This window comes from Rhodoferax sp. TS-BS-61-7 (genome assembly GCF_002943465.1).
Lineage (GTDB): Bacteria > Pseudomonadota > Gammaproteobacteria > Burkholderiales > Burkholderiaceae_C > Allorhodoferax.
The window spans coordinates 141,682-159,652 of the sequence record NZ_PTQY01000002.1 but is presented as its reverse complement, the minus strand read 5'-3'; the positions used below and the strand labels follow the sequence as shown (position 1 = coordinate 159,652).

The 17,971-nt window shown below is 64.1% G+C and carries 15 protein-coding genes and 1 tRNA gene; 11 read left to right on the top strand and 5 right to left on the bottom strand.

The window, feature by feature from the left end:
• Positions 1 to 37: 37 nt before the first annotated feature.
• The 4 genes from tig to C5F53_RS06560 form a co-directional block, all read right to left on the bottom strand.
• A complete protein-coding gene (gene tig / locus C5F53_RS06575) occupies positions 38 to 1,348 on the bottom strand; it encodes a trigger factor (RefSeq protein ID WP_105260577.1) in 1,311 nt (436 codons plus the stop codon).
• A gap of 71 nt (positions 1,349 to 1,419) precedes the next feature.
• Positions 1,420 to 1,506: transfer RNA gene (locus tag C5F53_RS06570), tRNA-Leu, on the bottom strand.
• 113 nt (positions 1,507 to 1,619) lie between these two features.
• Positions 1,620 to 4,775 (bottom strand): efflux RND transporter permease subunit, encoded by a 3,156-nt coding sequence (locus C5F53_RS06565; protein ID WP_105260576.1) that lies wholly within the window; start codon positions 4,773 to 4,775, stop codon positions 1,620 to 1,622.
• Positions 4,776 to 4,782: 7 nt separating this feature from the next.
• Positions 4,783 to 5,955: an efflux RND transporter periplasmic adaptor subunit gene (locus tag C5F53_RS06560; RefSeq protein ID WP_105260575.1), complete on the bottom strand. Its 1,173-nt coding sequence runs from the start codon at positions 5,953 to 5,955 to the stop codon at positions 4,783 to 4,785.
• Between the two features lie 149 nt (positions 5,956 to 6,104).
• Here C5F53_RS06560 and hpnC point away from each other — a divergent pair, with 149 nt between their 5' ends.
• The 10 genes from hpnC (at position 6,105) to C5F53_RS06510 (ending at position 16,070) form a co-directional block, all read left to right on the top strand.
• The gene (hpnC, locus tag C5F53_RS06555) at positions 6,105 to 6,971 is read left to right on the top strand and encodes a squalene synthase HpnC (protein ID WP_370446710.1); all 867 of its coding nucleotides are present in this window, start codon (positions 6,105 to 6,107) and stop codon (positions 6,969 to 6,971) included.
• A 19-nt stretch (positions 6,972 to 6,990) separates the two neighbouring features.
• Entirely contained in the window at positions 6,991 to 7,917 is a 927-nt protein-coding gene (locus C5F53_RS06550) for a hypothetical protein (RefSeq protein WP_105260573.1), read from the top strand.
• A gap of 28 nt (positions 7,918 to 7,945) precedes the next feature.
• A complete protein-coding gene (hpnD, locus tag C5F53_RS06545; protein WP_105260572.1) occupies positions 7,946 to 8,785 on the top strand; it encodes a presqualene diphosphate synthase HpnD in 840 nt (279 codons plus the stop codon).
• Positions 8,786 to 8,888: 103 nt separating this feature from the next.
• The gene (gene hpnE, locus C5F53_RS06540) at positions 8,889 to 10,178 is read left to right on the top strand and encodes a hydroxysqualene dehydroxylase HpnE (protein WP_105260571.1); all 1,290 of its coding nucleotides are present in this window, start codon (positions 8,889 to 8,891) and stop codon (positions 10,176 to 10,178) included.
• Positions 10,179 to 10,245: 67 nt separating this feature from the next.
• Positions 10,246 to 10,611: a DUF6463 family protein gene (locus C5F53_RS06535; protein ID WP_105260570.1), complete on the top strand. Its 366-nt coding sequence runs from the start codon at positions 10,246 to 10,248 to the stop codon at positions 10,609 to 10,611.
• Between the two features lie 14 nt (positions 10,612 to 10,625).
• Positions 10,626 to 11,000, top strand: a complete 375-nt coding sequence (locus C5F53_RS06530; protein ID WP_105260569.1) for a hypothetical protein — start codon at positions 10,626 to 10,628, stop codon at positions 10,998 to 11,000.
• Positions 11,001 to 11,014: 14 nt separating this feature from the next.
• Positions 11,015 to 11,743, top strand: coding sequence for a TetR/AcrR family transcriptional regulator (locus C5F53_RS06525; RefSeq protein ID WP_105260568.1), 729 nt, complete (start codon positions 11,015 to 11,017; stop codon positions 11,741 to 11,743).
• A complete protein-coding gene (locus C5F53_RS06520) occupies positions 11,740 to 12,297 on the top strand; it encodes a DUF2867 domain-containing protein (protein ID WP_236635277.1) in 558 nt (185 codons plus the stop codon). The genes C5F53_RS06525 and C5F53_RS06520 overlap by 4 nt, the downstream gene beginning before the upstream one ends.
• On the top strand, positions 12,272 to 13,597 hold the full coding sequence (locus C5F53_RS06515) for an AarF/ABC1/UbiB kinase family protein (RefSeq protein ID WP_105260567.1): 1,326 nt from the start codon (positions 12,272 to 12,274) through the stop codon (positions 13,595 to 13,597). The genes C5F53_RS06520 and C5F53_RS06515 overlap by 26 nt, the downstream gene beginning before the upstream one ends.
• Before the next feature lie 73 nt (positions 13,598 to 13,670).
• Positions 13,671 to 16,070: a penicillin acylase family protein gene (locus C5F53_RS06510; protein WP_105260566.1), complete on the top strand. Its 2,400-nt coding sequence runs from the start codon at positions 13,671 to 13,673 to the stop codon at positions 16,068 to 16,070.
• 21 nt (positions 16,071 to 16,091) lie between these two features.
• On the opposite strand, the gene C5F53_RS06505 is transcribed toward C5F53_RS06510, so the two are convergent.
• On the bottom strand, positions 16,092 to 16,811 hold the full coding sequence (locus C5F53_RS06505) for an HAD family hydrolase (protein ID WP_236635275.1): 720 nt from the start codon (positions 16,809 to 16,811) through the stop codon (positions 16,092 to 16,094).
• On the opposite strand from C5F53_RS06505, the gene hemH reads away from it, so the two are divergent.
• On the top strand, positions 16,810 to 17,913 hold the full coding sequence (gene hemH / locus C5F53_RS06500) for a ferrochelatase (RefSeq protein WP_105260564.1): 1,104 nt from the start codon (positions 16,810 to 16,812) through the stop codon (positions 17,911 to 17,913). The genes C5F53_RS06505 and hemH overlap by 2 nt on opposite strands.
• Positions 17,914 to 17,971 lie beyond the last annotated feature (58 nt).

Below are 17,971 nucleotides of genomic sequence, written 5' to 3'. Positions count from 1 at the left end.
CGATTCAGCGTGCCAAGCACGCCAATCGCATGGCCAATCAGTTCTGGCCCATCAGCTCGTCAAAGGAGACCGACTTGGCAGTCACTTTGGCCTTGGCCAACACGAACTCGGTCACGTTGTTTTCGATCACGATGGCTTCGACTTCAGCCATGCGGCGGTTGTCACCAAAGTACCAACGCACCACGTCAGCAGGCTTTTCGTAGCTGGCAGCCAGCTCGTCCACGTGGGCCTTGATCTGCTCGGGCTTGGCGGCCAGGTCATTGGCACGCACCAGTTCAGCCACCACCAGGCCCAAACGCACACGGCGCTCGGCTTGGGGACGGAAGATGTCGTCAGGGATGGGGGCTTTGTCCGCATCCTTGATGCCGCGCTGCTTCAGGTCTGCACGGGCGTTTTCGATCATGCGGTCCAGTTCAGCTTGCACGCTGGACTTAGGCAGGTCTAGTTCAGCCTTGGCAACCAACGCGTCCATGGCGGCTTGTTTGTTGCGTGCCAGCAGGCGGTGCTTGACTTCGCGCTCCAGGTTTTTGCGGATGTCGGCGCGCAGGGCTTCCACGGTGCCTTCGGCAATGCCCAGAGACTTGGCCAGTTCTGCGTCCACGGCGGGCAGGTTGGCTGCTTCGAGCTTCTTCAGGGTCACCATGAAGTCGGCAGTTTTGCCGGCCACGTCTTTGCCGTGGTAGTCAGCGGGGAATGCCAGGGGGAAAGTCTTGCTTTCACCGGTCTTCATGCCGCGGGTTGCGTCTTCAAATTCTTTGAGCATCTGGCCGTCGCCCAAGATGAACTGGAAGTCATCGGCCTTGCCACCGGAGAACACTTCGCCGTCCATCTTGCCTTCGAAGTCCACCGTCACGCGGTCGGTGTCTTGCGCAGCGGTGCCTTGGGCACGCTGGGCGAAAGTGCGGCGCTGCTTGCGCAGAATTTCGATGGTTTTGTCGATGGCTTCGTCGGTCACATCAGCTGCCAACTTTTCAACTTCGGCGGCGGCCAAGTCACCGATCTTGACTTCGGGGAACACTTCGAACACGGCGTCAAAGGCCATCTGGCCTTCGGGAGCGGCTTCGCTCTCGGTGATCTTGGGCTGGCCGGCCACGCGCAGCTTGGCTTCGTTGGCGGCAGTGGCGAAAGCCTCGCCCACCTTGTCGTTCATCACTTCGTAATGCACGGAGTAACCGTAGCGCTGTGTCACCACGTTCATGGGCACTTTGCCTGGACGGAAACCGTCCATCTTCACGGTGCGGGCCAGCTTGCGCAGACGGCTGTCCACTTCAGTCTGGATCACGCCCACGGGCAGGGTCAAAGTGATCTTGCGCTCCAGCTTTTCCAGAGTTTCTACAGTAACGGCCATGACTAACTCCTAATTTTGGTTTTGGCAGGACTTTCACCTGCGGCATCGTTCAAAGATGCCTATTTAAAGGTTGGTGCGCGGGGGGGGACTCGAACCCCCACAGTGTTGCCACCGTCAGGACCTAAACCTGGTGCGTCTACCAATTTCGCCACCCGCGCAAAAAACAGAAATGGGAGGCCAGGTGCGCTTGCAGGGGGTACCCGCAAGGCCTAGACCACCCATTTGAAATCGGTCAGCCCGCTATTTTAACCTGCGGAAAGACCGGCTCCGTTTAAACCGGGGTTGGCACCTCACGCTTCACGCGAAACCAGGCGGCGTACATGGCCGGCAAAGCCAGCAAGGTCAGCACAGTCGCTACGATCAACCCGCCCATGATGGCCACGGCCATGGGGCCCCAGAACACCGAGCGGGACAGCGGAATCATGGCCAGCACCGCAGCGGCAGCCGTCAGCACGATGGGGCGCAGGCGCCGCACGGCCGACTCCACAATTGCGTCCCAGGCCGGAATGCCTGCCGCCCGGTCCTGCTCGATCTGGTCAATCAGGATCACCGAGTTACGCTGGATCATGCCCATCAGGGCGATCACCCCCAGCAAGGCCACGAAGCCAAACGGACGGCCCAGCAGGATCAGCGCGCCCGCAACCCCGGCAATACCCAGCGGCCCGGTGATGAACACCAGCAGCGCGCGGCTGAAACTCTGCAGCTGCAGCATCAGCAGGGTGAAGGTCAGGAACAGCATGATGGGCACACCCGCCACGATGGAGGCCGAGCCCTTAGAGCTTTCCTCCACGGCACCAGCCACTTCAATGCGGTAGCCCTGCAGGTCCGCCTGTTGCCACTTGGTCTCCAACGCTTTGAGCTGGGGCATCAGTTCAGCGGTCACCGTAGCGCCCTGCAGGCCTTCCACAATGTCGCCCTGCACGGTGATGGCGTAGTCGCGGTTTTCGCGCCACATCACCCCGGGCTCCCAAGTGAACACGGGTTTGGCAATCTGCGTGAGCGGAATCGACTTGCCACTGGCCGTGGGCAGGTAGGCGTTGGCAATGTCGGTAATGGCGTTGCGCTCGTCCAGCGGCTGGCGCAGCACGATGTCGATGAGTTTGTCACCCTCGCGGTACTGGCCCACGGTGGTGCCGGCCAATACAGTTTTGGACGCTTGCGCGATGGACTGGCTGGTCACGCCCAGGGCGCGGGCCTTGGCCTGGTCCACTTCCAGACGCAGCACCTTGACCGACTCGTTCCAGTTGTCGTTCACACCCCGCATATTGGGGTTGGTGCGCACCACGGCCTTCACCTCGTCAGCACGCTCGCGCAGCGCAATGGGATCGGGGCCGACCACGCGGAACTGCACCGGGTACGGCACAGGTGGGCCGTTGGGCAGCAGCTTGACGCGGCCGCGCACCTCGGGAAATTCGGCCGCCAACAGGGCCGGCAACTTCACACGCAGCGATTCACGCACCTTCAAGTCTTTGGGGATGATGATGAACTGCGACACGTTGGTCTGCGGGAACACCTGGTCCAGCGGCAGGTAAAAACGCGGCACGCCCGAACCAATCCAGGTGCTGACAGTGTTCACGCCCTCTTCCTGCATCAGGCGTTGTTCCACGCGCTGGGTCACTTCCTGGTTGGCCGCAAAGGACGTGCCTTCGGGGAACCAAATATCTACCAACACCTCAGGGCGGCTGGAGTCGGGGAAGAACTGCTGCTGGACCTTGCCCATACCCACAATTCCCAAGGCAAACACCAAAATGGTGGCGCCAATGGTCAACCAGCGGTGCTGCACACACCAGTTCACCGTCTTGCGGAAGATGTTGTAGAACGGCGTGTCGAAATGTTCGGCGTGCACACTTTCCTCGCCCGCAATGTGCTTGTGCTCCTTGAGCAGCAGCGTCCCCAGGTAGGGCACAAAGTACACCGACACAAACCAGCTCAGGATCAGCGCCAGCACGGTGACGGCGAAGATGGCAAAGGTGTATTCACCGGTGGTGGACTTGGCCAGACCGATGGGCAGAAAGCCCACGGCGGTGATCAGCGTGCCCGTCAGCATGGGCATGGCAGTCACTTCATACGCAAAAGTGGCGGCGCGTACCTTGTCGTAGCCCTCCTCCATCTTGCGCACCATCATTTCCACCGCAATGATGGCGTCGTCCACCAACAGCCCCAGCGCAATGATGAGCGAACCCAGCGAAATTTTGTGCAGGCCAATGCCCCAGTAGTACATGCCCAGGAAGGTCACGGCCAGCACCAGCGGAATGGTGATGCCCACCACCAGTCCGGGGCGGATGTCCAGAATCCAGCGGCGCCACAGCGGGTTCTTGCCGGGGCGCTTGTGCAGGCCCAATGCAATAAAACTCACGGCTAGCACAATCACCACCGCTTCAATCAGCACCTTCACAAACTCACTGACCGAGGTGGACACCGATTTGGGTTGGTCCTGCAGCTGCACCAGCTTGATGCCGGCCGGCAGGTCTTTCTCGATGCCCTTGAAGACCGAGTCCAGCGCATGGCCCAGTGCAATGATGTCGCCGCCCTTGGTCATGGAAACGCCCAGCGCAATCACCTCTTTGCCCTGGTGGTGCACCTTCACGGATGGGGGGTCCACATAACCTTTGGCGATGGTGGCAATGTCTTTCAGCTGCAACTGGTTGCCCGAGGCGCCACGGATCGGCATAGCCTGCAGCTCTTCCACCCGGTTGAACTGGCCACCCACGCGCACTTGCACCACGTCCAGCGGGGTTTGCACCGCGCCGGCGGATTCCACCGCGTTTTGCTGACCCAACTGGGCCAACACCTGGTTCAGGTCCAGCCCGAGCTGGGCCAGGCGTTTCTGGGAGATTTCGATGTACAGCTTCTCGTCCTGCGCACCAAACAGCTCCACCTTGGCCACATCGGACACGCGCAGCAGGCGCTGGCGCACGTCGTCCGCAAAGGTCTTGAGCTCGGCGTAGTTGAAGCCATCGGCCTCCAGCGCATAGATCACGCCATACACATCGCCGAAGTCGTCGTTAAAGAAGGGGCCGACTACACCGCCGGGCAAGGTGCCTCGGATGTCGCCCACCTTCTTGCGCACGCTGTACCAGACGTTGGGCACATCCGACGGTTTGCTGGAGTCCTTGATCTGGAAAATGATCTGCGACTCACCGGGCTTGGAGTAGCTGCGGATCTTGTCGGCATAGGGCACCTCTTGCAGGGTGCGCTCGATCTTGTCGGTGACCTGCTCGGCCACCTGCTGCGCCGTGGCGCCGGGCCAGTAGGTGCGCACCACCATGGCACGGAAGGTGAACGGCGGGTCTTCGTCCTGCCCCAGCTGGAAGTAGGAAGCCACGCCCAGCAACAGCAGCACGATCATCAGGTAGCGCGTCAGCGCCGCGTGGTCCAAGGCCCACTTGGACAGGTTAAAACCGGCTTTGGGTTCGTCGAGGTTCATGCCAGCCTCACTTCGCAGCGGTGTCGCTGGTGGCCTTGGCCACTGCGGGTGCTACGGTTTCAGGAGCTGCTTGCGCAGAATCCACGGGGGTTGCAGGCACTTTTCCCTTGTAAATGGAGACCTTCTGGCCAGGCGACAACACATGCACACCGGCGGTCACCACCTGGGTGCCGGGCTGCAGGCCATCAGCCACCACCACCTCGTTGCCGTCGGCCGTGGCCACGGTGATGGGCTGCAGCTTCACGGTCATGCTGGCGCTGTCCAGCACCCACACCGCGGTGGACTTGCCACTTTGCACCAGCGCGCTGGTGGGCAGCTTGACCACTTGCACCCCGCTGCGATCAAACGCCTGCGGCACCACCGACACCGTGGTGCCCAGCGCCAGCGTGTCCTTGCTGTCCAACGCCACCTTCACCACAAAGGTGCGCGTCACCGGGTCGGCACTGGCCGCTACTTCGCGCACCACACCCTTCACGGTGGTTTTGCTGGCCCACACCTTCACGTCCACGGCGGAGCCGGCCTTGATCATCGCCACCTTGTCTTCTGGCACCGAGAACACCACGTCGCGCGGGCCGTCCTGGGCAATCTGCACCACCGGCGTGCCGGCGCTCACCACCTGGCCGGGTTCGGCGTTGATGGCAGTCACCACACCGGCCATGTCCGCCACCAAGGTGGTGTACGAGGCCTGGTTGCCCTGGCTGTTGAGCTGGGCCTGGGCCTGGTCGAGCTGGGCTTGGGCGGCTTTGAGCGTGGTTTCGCGGCGCTCCAGTTCGGCGCCGCTGATGAAATTCTGGTCGCGCAGTTCCTTGAAACGCTTGAAGTCTGCGGCGGCCAGGTCGCGGTTGGTGGCGGCAGCGGCCACTTGGGCACGGGCGGCCTCGGTGGCCAGTTTGTAATCTTGCGGGTCCAGCTGAGCCAGCACCTGGCCGGCTTTCACCATTTGGCCCAGCTCCACCGGGCGGCGCACCAGCTTGCCGGCCACCCGAAAGCCCAGGCGGGACTCAACCCGGGGCCGCACTTCGCCTGAAAACTCGGCCCCCGACTGGATGCTGGCCATGCCCACGGTGCTGACCTTGACCGCACGCACCGGCTCTTCCGAGGGGGCGGGCTTGGAGCAAGCCGTGACGAGCAGCGCGGTGGCAAGCACGGCGCCTGCGGTGTACAAAGTTCTGGTTGGCATGGTGGTGGCGAGGGGTAAGAAGAGAAAACATACGGTGCCGGGCAAGCCGCCCGGCACCACTAATGACCAATTGGTTAGTAATTTAGGGTAAGCCCTGATATTTGTCAAGGCGAGGTAAAGCAAACAGGCCCAAAGGCACAATGGCGCCCATGCCAAGCCCCCTGCCCGCAGCGCCCGCAACTGCCGCCCCCATCACCCATTACGAAAACTTTCCGGTCGCTTCCTGGCTCTGCCCGCCGCACCTGCGCGCACCGATTGCCGCCATCTACCACTTTGCCCGCACGGCGGACGACATTGCCGACGAAGGCGACGCCAGCCCGGCCGAGCGTTTGGCCAGCCTGCAGACCTACCGCCAGGCGCTGCAACAAGCCACCGACGGTGGAGCGGCCTTTGCCGACTGGCCCCAGGTGTTTGCCCCGCTGCAGGGGGCAATTCAACAGCACGCCCTGCCGGTGCAGTTGCTGCACGACCTGCTGGACGCGTTTGTGCAGGACATTGAGAAAACCCGCGACGCCGCGGGTTACGCCGACGACGCCGAGCTGCTGGACTACTGCCGTCGCTCAGCCAATCCGGTGGGCCGCCTGCTGCTGCACCTGTATGGCGTGCACGGCACGCAGGCGCTGGCCGAGAGTGATGCCATCTGCACCGCCCTGCAACTCATCAACTTCTGGCAAGACCTGAGCGTGGACATTCCGCGGGGTCGCTACTACCTGAGTGACGCCGCGCGTGCACGGTTTGGTGTGCCGCAGGCCGACATTTTGGCCCGGCGCCAAACCCCGGACGCTACTAAATTAATAGCTGCTTGCGCAGATGCAGCAAGGGCTAGCATGCTAAAAGGCTCGCAACTGGTGCATCGCCTACCGGGCCGTGCGGGTTGGGAGTTACGCCTTGTGGTGCAAGGCGGGCTGCGCATTTTGGACAAGATCGCCGCGCTGGACTACACCACACTCACGCAGCGTCCCGTGCTGCGGGCTTGGGACTTTCCCCTACTGCTGTGGCGCGCTGCACGTATGTAAGCGTGCTTCAATCACGGCCATGCCTGCGCCTGCGCCACAAGAACAACAAACCGAACCCCGTTGGACCCGCCGCCAATCCCTTTTGCACATCGCCAGTGCGGGCTGGGCGCTGGGCAGCACACCGCCCGGCCTGGCCCAGGTGGCCCCTCTTGCGGTGGTCTACCCCAACCTCAACGGCAACGGCGCAGACAACCTGGGCTACCGCGTGCTGGAACTGGCACTCCAACGCGCCGCCAGACCCTACTCACTGCTGCTGCACCCCGTGGCAGTCAACGACGAACGCGCACGCGCCATGTTGCGCCGCGGCGAGGTCAACGTGGCGGACTTTGGCTCTGGCGGAGAGTTCGAAAAAGCCTTCAACGCCGTCTACTTCCCCATCGACCGCGGCCTCCTGGGCTACCGCATCAGCCTGATCCACTACAGCCTGGAACACGAATTCGCCCGCGTGGGCAGCCTCACGCAGCTGCGCCGTTTTCGCGCTGGCCAGGGCCTGGGCTGGTCCAACAACGCCATCATGCAGGCCGCCGGTATCTCGGTGGTCACCGGCCCCACGCTGGAATCGCTGTTCCCCATGCTGGAGGCCAAACGGTTTGACTTTTTGCCGCTGGGCCTGAATGAGGTGTACGGCTTCTCCGAGCAGTACGGCGACTTTGCACCGTCCATGCTGGTGGATGCCCACAACTTGCTGGTGTACCGCTTTGCCCGCCTGTTTTATGTTCGCCCCGACAGCGCCGAGCTGCATGCGACCATCTTGCTGGGCCTGCGGCGTGCTTTTGCCGATGGATCGTTCCAACGGCTGCTGAACAACGACCCTTCGGTGCGCCGCGCCCTGCTGCGCGCCAAGCTCTCGCAGCGCAACGTCATCACCCTGGACAACCCGCTGCTGACCGAGGCCTTCCGGGCCATGCCGGACGAGTATTTTTTCAAGCCCGGCGAATTCAAATGAAGCGCTGCGGGATGTAACAATCCCCGCCATGACCCCAGAGCAATACGTCCAGGACAAAGCCGCCGCCAGCGGCAGCAGCTTCTACTACGCCTTTCTGTTTCTGCCCGCACCGCGGCGCGCCGCCATCACCGCGTTTTATGCGTTCTGCCGCGAGGTGGACGACGTGGTGGACGAGATGGTGGACGCCGGCGTGGCCGCGACCAAGCTGGCCTGGTGGCAGACCGAGGTGGCCCAGTCGTTTGCAGGCAACCCGGTGCACCCCGTGATGAAGGCGCTGATGCCCCACACGGCGCTGTATGGCATCGAGGCGCGCCACCTGCTGGGCGTGATCGAGGGCTGCCAGATGGACCTGGAGCAAACCCGTTACCTGGACTACCCCGGCCTGCAGCGCTACTGCCACCTGGTGGCCGGCGTGGTAGGCGAAGTGGCGGCGCGCATCTTCGGCCAGACCGATCCGCAAACCACCGCCTACGCCCACAAGCTGGGCCAGGCCCTGCAGCTCACCAACATCCTGCGCGACGTGGGCGAAGACGCGTTGCGCGGCCGCATCTACCTGCCGGTCAACGAGCTGCAGCAGTTCGACGTGAAGGCGCACGAGATTCTGAAGCGCACCTACTCCGACCGCTTCACCGTGCTCATGAAATTCCAGGCGCAACGTGCGCAAGCGCTGTACGACGAAGCCCTGGCCCTGCTGCCCGCGGATGACCGCCGTGCGCAAAAACCCGGCCTGATGATGGCCAGCATCTACCGCGCCCTGCTGCGCGAGATCGAGGCGGACAACTTCCAGGTGCTGCACCAGCGCGTGGCACTCACGCCGCTGCGCAAGTTGTGGCTGGCGTGGAAAGTCCAGGCCCTCGGCCGTCTATGAACAAGGCCCCCACGGTCGCCCACTGCGTGTGGCTCCCTGCCCCCCAAGGGGGCCGCGTTTTGCCTTGGGACGGCCCGGCGGCAAAACCTGCTTCAGCTTGCCTATGCGCGTAGCCATCGTCGGTGCCGGCTGGGCCGGTATGGCGGCGGCTGTGACGGCCACGCAAGCAGGCCACCACGCTACAGTTTTTGAAGCAGCCCGCGCAGTCGGCGGGCGGGCTAGAGCCCTGAATGGCACCTTGCCCGACGGCACGCCCGTGGTGCTGGACAACGGCCAGCACATCCTCATTGGCGCCTACTCCGAGACACTCAAGCTCATGCGCACCGTGGGTGTGGACCCACAGCAAACGCTGCTGCGCCTGCCGCTCACGCTACTTTTCCCCGATGGCGACGGCTTGGCCCTGCCCAACTGGCCGAGCCCGCTGGATGCGCTGGCCGGCATTGCGCATGCCAAGGGCTGGACCTGGGCTGACAAATGGAGTTTGTTGCGCGCCGCCACCGGCTGGCAGTTGGGCGGCTTCGCCTGCGCGCCACAAACTAGCGTGGCCGACCTGTGCCGCACGCTCACGCCCACCGTGCTGGCCACCATGATCGACCCGCTGTGCGTGTCCGCCCTCAACACACCGGCCGCGCGCGCCAGCGGCCAGGTGTTTTTGACCGTGCTGCGTGATTCACTGTTTGGCGGGCGCGGCAGCTCCAACCTGCTCTTGCCCCGCGCCGACCTGGCCACGCTGTTCCCCCTGGCCGCGGCCGACTGGCTGCAGGCGCAAGGCGGCGTGGTGCAACTGGGCACGCGTGTGGAGCAGCTCGCACCCCAAACCGCAGGCACTGGCTGGCTGGTGAACGGCCAGCCCTTTGACGCCGTGCTATGGGCCACTGCATCATCGAATGCGGCCCTGGCCCTCGTGGAATCTGCGCAAGCAGCTCCTGAAACCATAGCAACCTGCATGCAAACCTGGGCGGCCACCGCGCAGGCCCTGCAGTTTGAAGCCATTGCCACCGTCTACGCCCACGCTGATGGTGCCCGCCTGAGCCAGCCCATGCTGGCGCTGCGCAGCGATGCGGACTACCCCGCCCAATTCGTCTTCGACCGCGGCCAGCTCAGCGGCGCCCAAGGGCTGCTGGCCTTTGTGGTCAGCGCCAGTGAGGGCGACCGCGACACCCTGCAAACCCAGGTGCTGGCCCAGGCGCAAGCCCAACTGGGCCTGGTGCTTACGCCGCTGCAAACCGTGGTGGAAAAACGCGCCACCTTTGCCTGCACACCGGGACTGGTGCGCCCCAGCCAAACCATCGCGCCCGGCCTATGGGCCTGCGGCGACTATGTCGATGGCCCCTACCCCGCCACGCTGGAGGGCGCAGTTCGCAGCGGTGTGGCTGCCGCAGGCCTTTTATAAAACAAACTATCTTTAAATTAACTTAAATGTTATATTTATTGAAAGTTTGTTTTCATAAAGGCGCCATATGGCAACCTCCATCGCTTGGTTCACGGTCTTTCTTGGCCTGGGGCACATGGCCTACGGTGTGCGCAAATACCGCGCCCCACTGCGGGCTGCCTGGGCCAGCGGCTACATCGGCCAGTTCGGGGCTACAGAAGAACGGCGCACCGCCTTCTGGTTTCTGATCTTCAGCCCGCTGCTGGTGCTGGCCGGCCACGCCGCCTTGCACGCGGCTGCCACGGGTGATGGGGCGCTGCTGAAGATTGTGGGTGGCTACCTGCTGCTCACCGGCGTGCTGGGTGCGGCGGCCCTTCCCAAGTCCCCGTTCTGGGCCGCACTGCCTGCCGGGCCTCTGCTCATCGCCGCCGGCTACGGCTGGCTCTCGCTGTAAAAAAGGAAACCACCATGTCCAGCTCTGCCTTCAGTGCCAAAGTCTTCGCCGTCTACCTCTTCCTCGCCGGTGCGGTGCTCATCACCGTGCCCAACCTGCTGCTCACGCTGTTGCAGATACCGCCCACGCCCGAGGTGTGGATCCGCGTGGTGGGACTGGTGGCCTTCATGATTGGTGTGTACGCCTGGGTGGCGGCCAGCCATGAGTTCAAGCCGTTTCTGGTCGCCTCGGTCTACACGCGGTTCATCGTCTTTGTGGCGTTCACGGCCTTTGCGCTGTCCGGCCTGGGCAGCCCCATGATCATGTTGTTTGGCCTGGCCGACCTGGCGGGTGGCCTCTGGACCTACTCTGCCCTGCGTGCCGATGCCCGCTGGGACGGCACCCTTTAACACCCACACCCCCCATGCGCACCACCAAAGCCCAACAAGCCCAAAGCCACCGCCTGCTGATTCGCATGGCGGTGGACCTGATGACCCAGCACGGGTTTGACGGCACCACCATGAAGCAGATCGCCCGCGCCGCCGAGCTGGGCGATGCCACCATCTACAAGTACTTCCCCAGCAAAGAGAAACTGGTGCTGGCCTATTTCGAGCAGGCCGTGGAGGACGCCTTGGTCCGCACGAACAAGACCAAGGGGCTGGACAAGTTTTCATTGCAAGAGCGCATGCAGCTGCTGGTGGACCACTTGCTGGAAACCCTGCTGCCCGACCGCGAATTTGTGGCCCTGGCGCACCAGTTGCTGAACAAGACGCCCCTGGCCCTCCTGAGCGGCTCCCTGCCGGGCAAGGCGCTGCTGCAGGCCGCATTTGTCGAGATGCTGGAAGCCGCGCAAGTCAGCGGCGAGATGCCGCCCTGCGGCTTTCAGGGCAGCCTCTCCAGCCTGATGGCGGACTATGTGTATGCGGTGGTGGGCTTCTGGCTGCGCGATACGTCAGACGGCTTTGCCGACACCACGCGCATGACGGACCTGAGCCTGGGCGTGCTGACCCTGGCCCTGCGCAGCGGCCTGGTGGACCGCCTGCTGGAGCTGGGGGGCTTCATGCTGCGCAGCCAGTTGGCGCGCCTGATGCAACCCGGCGGAGGCTGGCTGGACCTGATGCAGCGCGCACGCCAAACCCTGCAAACCCCATGAATACCATGACCGCCACCACCATCACCGAAACCCCGCTGCCCGCGCACAGCCAGATTGCCCAGCGCACGGCGGGTGCTGACTTTGCCGACTGCTACACCTTTGCCGACCCGCAGCCCGCCAGCAGCGCCATGGAAACCTACCTGACCGTGATGGGCTACACGCCGGGCTGGATGAACTTTCTCATGTCGGTGCGCAACCAGGCCGTGCGCCTGGTGGGGCTCAAGCACCTGGGCAGCCTGGAGGTGAAGATGCAGGCGCAAGACAGCAAGCCCGCCGCCCGCTACGCCCTGGGCGACCGCGCGGGCATCTTTAGCCTGTGCTACCTGTCGGCGCCCGAGGTCATCCTGTGCGATGACGACAAGCACCTGCGCGTGGAACTCTCGGTCTACAAACACCAGCAAAACGGCCAGCCCATGGTGTCGGTCAGCACCGTAGTGCACAACCACAATGCGCTGGGCCGTGCCTACATGGCCATCGTGGGGCCGGTGCACCGGCTCATCGTTCCCAAAATGCTGAGCCAGTCCCTGCATGCCGCAAGCACCGCGCACCAGTAAGCTCGCGCGCGGCGCCATTGTGGGCGCCGCCGCCGCGCAGGCCGGTGCCACGCAGCTGGCGCGCTCGGCCACCCAACTGGTGCGGCGCAATGCCAGCGCGGCCGACCAGGAGGCCGCCCGCGTGGAGCACGAGGCCAAGATGGGCCGCATTGCGTTCACCGCGCTCAACCAGCTCAAGGGCACGGCGCTGAAAGCATCGCAGCTGCTGAGCATGGAGCTGGGCCTGCTTCCCGAGGGCGTGCGCCAGCAGCTGGCGCGCGCGCACTACCAGGTCACGCCGCTGAACCGTGCGCTGGTGCTCAAGCTGCTGCGCCAGGAGCTGGGCGACAGCCCCGAGGCGCTGTTTGCCGACTTTGACCTGCAGGCCTTTGCCGCCGCCAGCCTGGGCCAGGTGCACGCGGCCACGCTGCACAGCGGCGAGGCCGTGGCTGTGAAGCTGCAGTACCCCGGCATGGCCGCCACCATCCAGAGCGACCTGGCCATGCTGCGCCTGCTGCTCAAGGGCATCAGCCTGGGGCCCGAGGCGCTGCCCAACGCCGACATCCAGGCCCACGTGATGGACAACATCACCCAGACGCTGACGCAGGAGCTGGACTACCTGCACGAGGCCAGCCAGCTGCAGTGGTTTGCCAAAGCGCTGCAACACCAGCAGCTGGTGGTGCCCCAGCCGGTGATGGCGCGCACCACGCCGCGCATGCTGACCATGCAGCACTTGCAGGGCCTGCACCTGGCCGAATGGCTGGCCACCCAGCCCAGCCAGGCCCAGCGCGACCACTATGGCCAACTGTTGTTTGACACCTTCATGCAGTGCGCCTGGGGCCTGCAGCGCATACAGGCCGACCCGCATGCGGGCAACTACCTGTTCATGGCTGAGGGCCAGTTGGGCCTGCTGGACTTTGGCTGCACGCGCACACTGTCGCCCCTGTTTTGCGAGCAGGCCGCCATTGTCTGGAAGGCCGCACTGCGCCGCCCCAAAAACACAGCGGCGCTGCGCAACGCCTACCTCGCTCTGGACTTGATTGACCCCGCGCTGGACCTGCATCGCTTCGAGACCGAGCTGCTGCCCGCGCTGGCCGGCTGGCAGGACTGGCAATGCCTGCCATTGCAGAGCGCGGTGTATGACTTTGGTCAATTACCCCCACCGCCCCAACCCAATGCGGCCGCCCGAAGAGCCGCCACGCTCCACATGCACGCCCTGCCCCCTGACCTGCTGCACTTTGACCGCGCCCACCTGGGGCTCACGCAAATGCTGCGCAGCCTGGGTGCCCGGGTGCGCACCACCAACCCCTGGATTTTTTAGGGCACGGCTGGTAATTTTGGTGGCACCATAGTCGCCAGGGCACACACCTTGTGGGCCATCACCATTCCTCACCATGAAGCTTGTCCTGAAAATTGTTGGCGGCCTGATCGCCTTGCTCTTGATTGCCGCATTGGCCCTAGGTGGCTGGTACCTCTACCAAAAACAACCTGTGCGCAGTGGCACGCTGGCCCTGGAAAAACTCACCGCCCCAGTGAGCGTGCGCTTTGACGAACGTGGCGTGCCGCACATCCGCGCCGAGAACCAGACCGACCTGTACCGCGCGCTGGGCTATGTGCACGCCCAGCACCGCCTGTTCCAGATGGAAATGGTGCGTCGCCTGGCCAAGGGCGAGTTGGCCGAAATCTTGGGCCCCAAGCTGGTGGAGGTGGACACCCTATTCCGCACGCTGGGCATACGCGCCCACGCCAAGGCTACCGTCGCCAAGATGGACATGGCTACGCCGGCCAACCAGGCCCTGCTGGCCTACCTGGACGGCATTAACCAGTACCAGGACACGCAGCGCTCGCCCATCGAGTTCGACATTCTGGGCATCCCGCACCAGCCCTTCACACCTGAAGACACGATTGCCGTGTCTGGCTACCTGGCCTACAGCTTTGCAGCAGCGTTTCGCACCGAGCCGGTGATGACCTTTATCCGCGACAAACTCGGCCCCGACTACCTGCGCACGTTTGACATTGAATGGAACCCGCAAGGGGTACTCACCCAGCCCACCACCTTGAGCCAGCGCGACTGGGGGAGCCTGAACCACATCGCCCAGATCAGCCAAGACGCCATGGCACTGGCGGGCGTGCCGCTGTTCGAGGGCAGCAACGCCTGGGCCATCTCGGGCAAACGCACGGCCAGCGGCAAGCCGCTGCTGGCGGGCGACCCGCACATTGGTTTTTCCACCCCCAGCGTCTGGTACGAGGCGCACCTGAGCGCACCCGACTTTGAGCTGTATGGCAACTTCCAGGCGCTGAGCCCCTTTGCACTCTTGGGCCACAACATGGACTTTGGCTGGAGCCTGACCATGTTCCAGAACGATGACGTGGACCTAGTGGCCGAAAAGGTGAACCCCGAGAACCCGCAGCAGGTCTGGCACAACGGCCAGTGGGTGAACCTGACAACACGCTCGGAAACCATCACCGTCAAAGGTGCCCCGCCGGTGCAGCTGAGCCTGCGCCGCTCGCCCCACGGCCCCATCATCAACGATGTCTTCAAGGACAGCCTGGGCGACACCCCGATTGCCATGTGGTGGGCCTTTCTGGAAACCGAGAACCCAACGTTACAGGCCTTCTACGAGCTCAACCGCGCCGACACGCGCGACAAGGCGCGCGAGGCGGCCAGCAAAATCCACGCCCCCGGCCTGAACGTGGTGTGGGCCAACGCCAAGGGCGATATCGGCTGGTGGGCCGCCGCCAAGCTGCCGCAGCGCCCCCAAGGCGTCAACCCCACTTTCATCCTGGATGCCAGCAAGGGCGAGGCCGAGAAGCCCGGCTTCTACGCCTTTAACTTCAACCCGCAAGAAGAAAACCCGGCACGCGGCTACATCATGTCCGCCAACCACCAGCCCAAGCCCAGCAGCGGCGTACCGGTGCCCGGCTACTACAACCTGTACGACCGCGCCCAGCGCATGGACGACGTGCTCTCCAACCCCAAGGTCCGCTGGGATACGGAGGCCGCGCAGGCCCTGCAACTGGACACGAGCAACGGCTACAGCCGCCGCATCCTGCAAAACCTACTGCCCGTGATGCAGTCCGTAGTGACCGACGCCAACGAAAAAGCCTTCATGGAGCCGCTCACCAAGTGGGACGGCAACTACAGCACCGACAGCATTGCCGCCACCTTGTTCAGCCAGATGCTGTATGAGCTGAGCAAGGCCGCCATGGAAGACGAGTTGGGCGAGGTGCAGTTCAAAAACCTGCTCAACACCCGCGCCATCGACTTCGCCCTGCCCCTGCTGGTGGCCGACCCGCAATCCCCCTGGTGGGACAACACCAACACCAAAGCCAAAGAGAGCCATTTCGAAACTGTGCGCATTGCCTGGTCCAACACGCTCAAGCATCTGCAGGGCCTGTATGGCACCAGTCTGCTGGACTGGCGCTGGGGTGCCGCCCACACGGTGACCCACGTGCACCCTCTGGGCCGGCAAAAACCGCTGCACCTGCTGTTTAACGTGGGGCCTTTTGCGGCACCAGGCGGACGCGAAACGCCCAACAACCTGTCAGGCGCCATGGGGCCTGCGCCCTGGGCCGTGAGCTACGGGCCGTCCACCCGCCGGGTGATTGACTTTGCCGATGCCAGCCGTGCCGTGGGCATCAACCCCGTGGGCCAAAGTGGCGTACTGTTTGACACGCACTATGCCGACCAGGCCGAGCGCTACATCGCGGGTGAATATGTGCCGCAGCACCTGAGCGAAGACAATGTGCAGGCGTACACCAAGAGCCGCCTGCGCTTCAAACCCGCGCCCTGATGCCCTGGGCCAGGACGGGGCTCAGGCCGCGCTGAGCAGGTCGCGCAGCTCGGTCAGGCTGGCCACCGTGGCATGCGGGTGCTGCGCGTGGCTCCACAGGTGTTCGGCGCGGTTCACCCACACCGCCTGCATGCCCACGCCCAAGGCACCCAACACGTCCAGCGCCGCATCGTCACCCACGTGCAAGATGTGCTGCGGCGCCACCTGCAGGGCCTGCGCCGCCGCCATAAATATTTTCGCGTCCGGCTTGCCCACACCCGCGTCACGCGCACTCACGGCGCCCGTGAAGTAGGCGCCCAGCCCCACCTGGTTCACATCGGCATTGCCGTTGGACACTGCGTACAGCGGCCAGCGCTGCGCCATCCAGTCCAGCGTTTCCAGCGCGTCGTCAAACAGTTCCACACGCATGCGCTCGGCAAAAAACACATCGAAGGCCGGGTCGGCCAAGTCGGTGTCATCCCCCGCGCGCTCCAGCGCCAGGCGGATGGACTCGCGGCGCAGCACACTCAGGTCGTGCGCCTGGGCGGCCCACTGCCGCTCGGTGTCTTCGCGCAGGGTGCGTCGTGCGTGTGGGTCGGCATACAGGGTGGCGGTGGCTGGTGCGTACTGCAGCAACCAGGCATGCAACACCTTCTCGGCCCGTTCAATGCACGGCCAGATGGGCCACAAGGTGTCGTCCAAGTCGAGGGTAATGGCCTTGATGTGGGAGAGTTGCAGCATAGGTGCGGGAGAATACCGCATGCTCTTCCAATCCCCCTTCCAGCCCGAGCCCCCCTTCACCCATGGACAGGTGCCACGCACCGCCGTGCTGCTGTGCAACCTGGGCACGCCCGACGCACCCACCGCCCCCGCGGTGCGCCGCTACTTGGCGGAGTTTTTGGGCGACCCCCGCGTGGTGGAAATTCCGCGCCTGCTGTGGCTGTTGATCCTGCACGGCATCATCCTGCGCACCCGCCCCGCCAAGTCGGCCGCCAAATACGCCAGCGTGTGGACGCCCGAGGGCTCGCCGCTCAAGATCTGGACCGAGAAACAGGCCAAGCTGCTGCAAGGCTGGCTGGGCCAGCGCAACCACCAGGTCAAGGTGCGCTGGGCCATGCGCTATGGCAGCACCTCCATCGCCTCACAGCTGGACGCCATGAAGGCCGAGGGTATGACCCGCGTGCTGGTGCTGCCCGCCTACCCGCAGTACAGCGGCACCACCACCGCCAGCGTGTGCGACGCGGTCTACGCCTGGGCCGCCAAGACCCGCGCCATCCCCGAGTTTCGTTTCATCAACCGCTACCACGACGACCACGGCTACATCAGCGCCCTGGCCGCCAGCATCCGGCGCTACTGGATGGCCAATGGCAAGCCAGACCAACTGGTGATGAGCTTCCACGGTGTGCCCGCACGCACGTTGCAGCTGGGCGACATGTACCACTGCGAATGTTTCAAGACCGCGCGCCTGTTGGGTGAGGCGCTGGGCCTGAGCAAAGACCAGTACCAGGTCACCTTCCAGTCCCGCCTGGGCCGCGCACAGTGGCTGGAGCCCTACACCGAGCCCAGCCTCATCAAACTGGGCAAGGCCGGTGTGAAACGTGTGGACGTCATCTGCCCCGGCTTCACCAGCGACTGCCTGGAGACCCTGGAAGAAATCAACATGGAAGCCCGCGAAGCGTTTTTGCACGCGGGCGGCAAAGAGTTTCACTACATCCCCTGCCTGAACGACGACCCGGAGTGGATCACCGCGCTGTGCAACCTGGCGCAGAAGCACCTGCAGGGCTGGCCCACGCAGGAGGCGCCGGATGCGGCCGCGCTGCAGGCCTCACGTGCGGCTGCGTTGGCGCTGGGGGCCAAGCAGTAGGTTGCTTGGCTTGGGGTTGCTGGCAGGCTAATTTTTAGTATTTTTGGCCTCTAGCGCC

Coding starts and splice junctions, on each gene's coding strand:
- C5F53_RS06525 (WP_105260568.1), top strand. CDS start 11,015: ATGCGCACCACCAAAGCCCAACAAGCCCAAAGCCACCGCCTGCTGATT.
- C5F53_RS06535 (WP_105260570.1), top strand. CDS start 10,246: ATGGCAACCTCCATCGCTTGGTTCACGGTCTTTCTTGGCCTGGGGCAC.
- hpnE (WP_105260571.1), top strand. CDS start 8,889: ATGCGCGTAGCCATCGTCGGTGCCGGCTGGGCCGGTATGGCGGCGGCT.
- C5F53_RS06565 (WP_105260576.1), bottom strand. CDS start 4,775: ATGAACCTCGACGAACCCAAAGCCGGTTTTAACCTGTCCAAGTGGGCC.
- C5F53_RS06550 (WP_105260573.1), top strand. CDS start 6,991: ATGCCTGCGCCTGCGCCACAAGAACAACAAACCGAACCCCGTTGGACC.
- hpnD (WP_105260572.1), top strand. CDS start 7,946: ATGACCCCAGAGCAATACGTCCAGGACAAAGCCGCCGCCAGCGGCAGC.
- C5F53_RS06530 (WP_105260569.1), top strand. CDS start 10,626: ATGTCCAGCTCTGCCTTCAGTGCCAAAGTCTTCGCCGTCTACCTCTTC.
- C5F53_RS06515 (WP_105260567.1), top strand. CDS start 12,272: ATGCCGCAAGCACCGCGCACCAGTAAGCTCGCGCGCGGCGCCATTGTG.
- C5F53_RS06505 (WP_236635275.1), bottom strand. CDS start 16,811: ATGCGGTATTCTCCCGCACCTATGCTGCAACTCTCCCACATCAAGGCC.
- C5F53_RS06560 (WP_105260575.1), bottom strand. CDS start 5,955: ATGCCAACCAGAACTTTGTACACCGCAGGCGCCGTGCTTGCCACCGCG.
- tig (WP_105260577.1), bottom strand. CDS start 1,348: ATGGCCGTTACTGTAGAAACTCTGGAAAAGCTGGAGCGCAAGATCACT.
- hemH (WP_105260564.1), top strand. CDS start 16,810: ATGCTCTTCCAATCCCCCTTCCAGCCCGAGCCCCCCTTCACCCATGGA.
- C5F53_RS06520 (WP_236635277.1), top strand. CDS start 11,740: ATGAATACCATGACCGCCACCACCATCACCGAAACCCCGCTGCCCGCG.
- hpnC (WP_370446710.1), top strand. CDS start 6,105: ATGCCAAGCCCCCTGCCCGCAGCGCCCGCAACTGCCGCCCCCATCACC.
- C5F53_RS06510 (WP_105260566.1), top strand. CDS start 13,671: ATGAAGCTTGTCCTGAAAATTGTTGGCGGCCTGATCGCCTTGCTCTTG.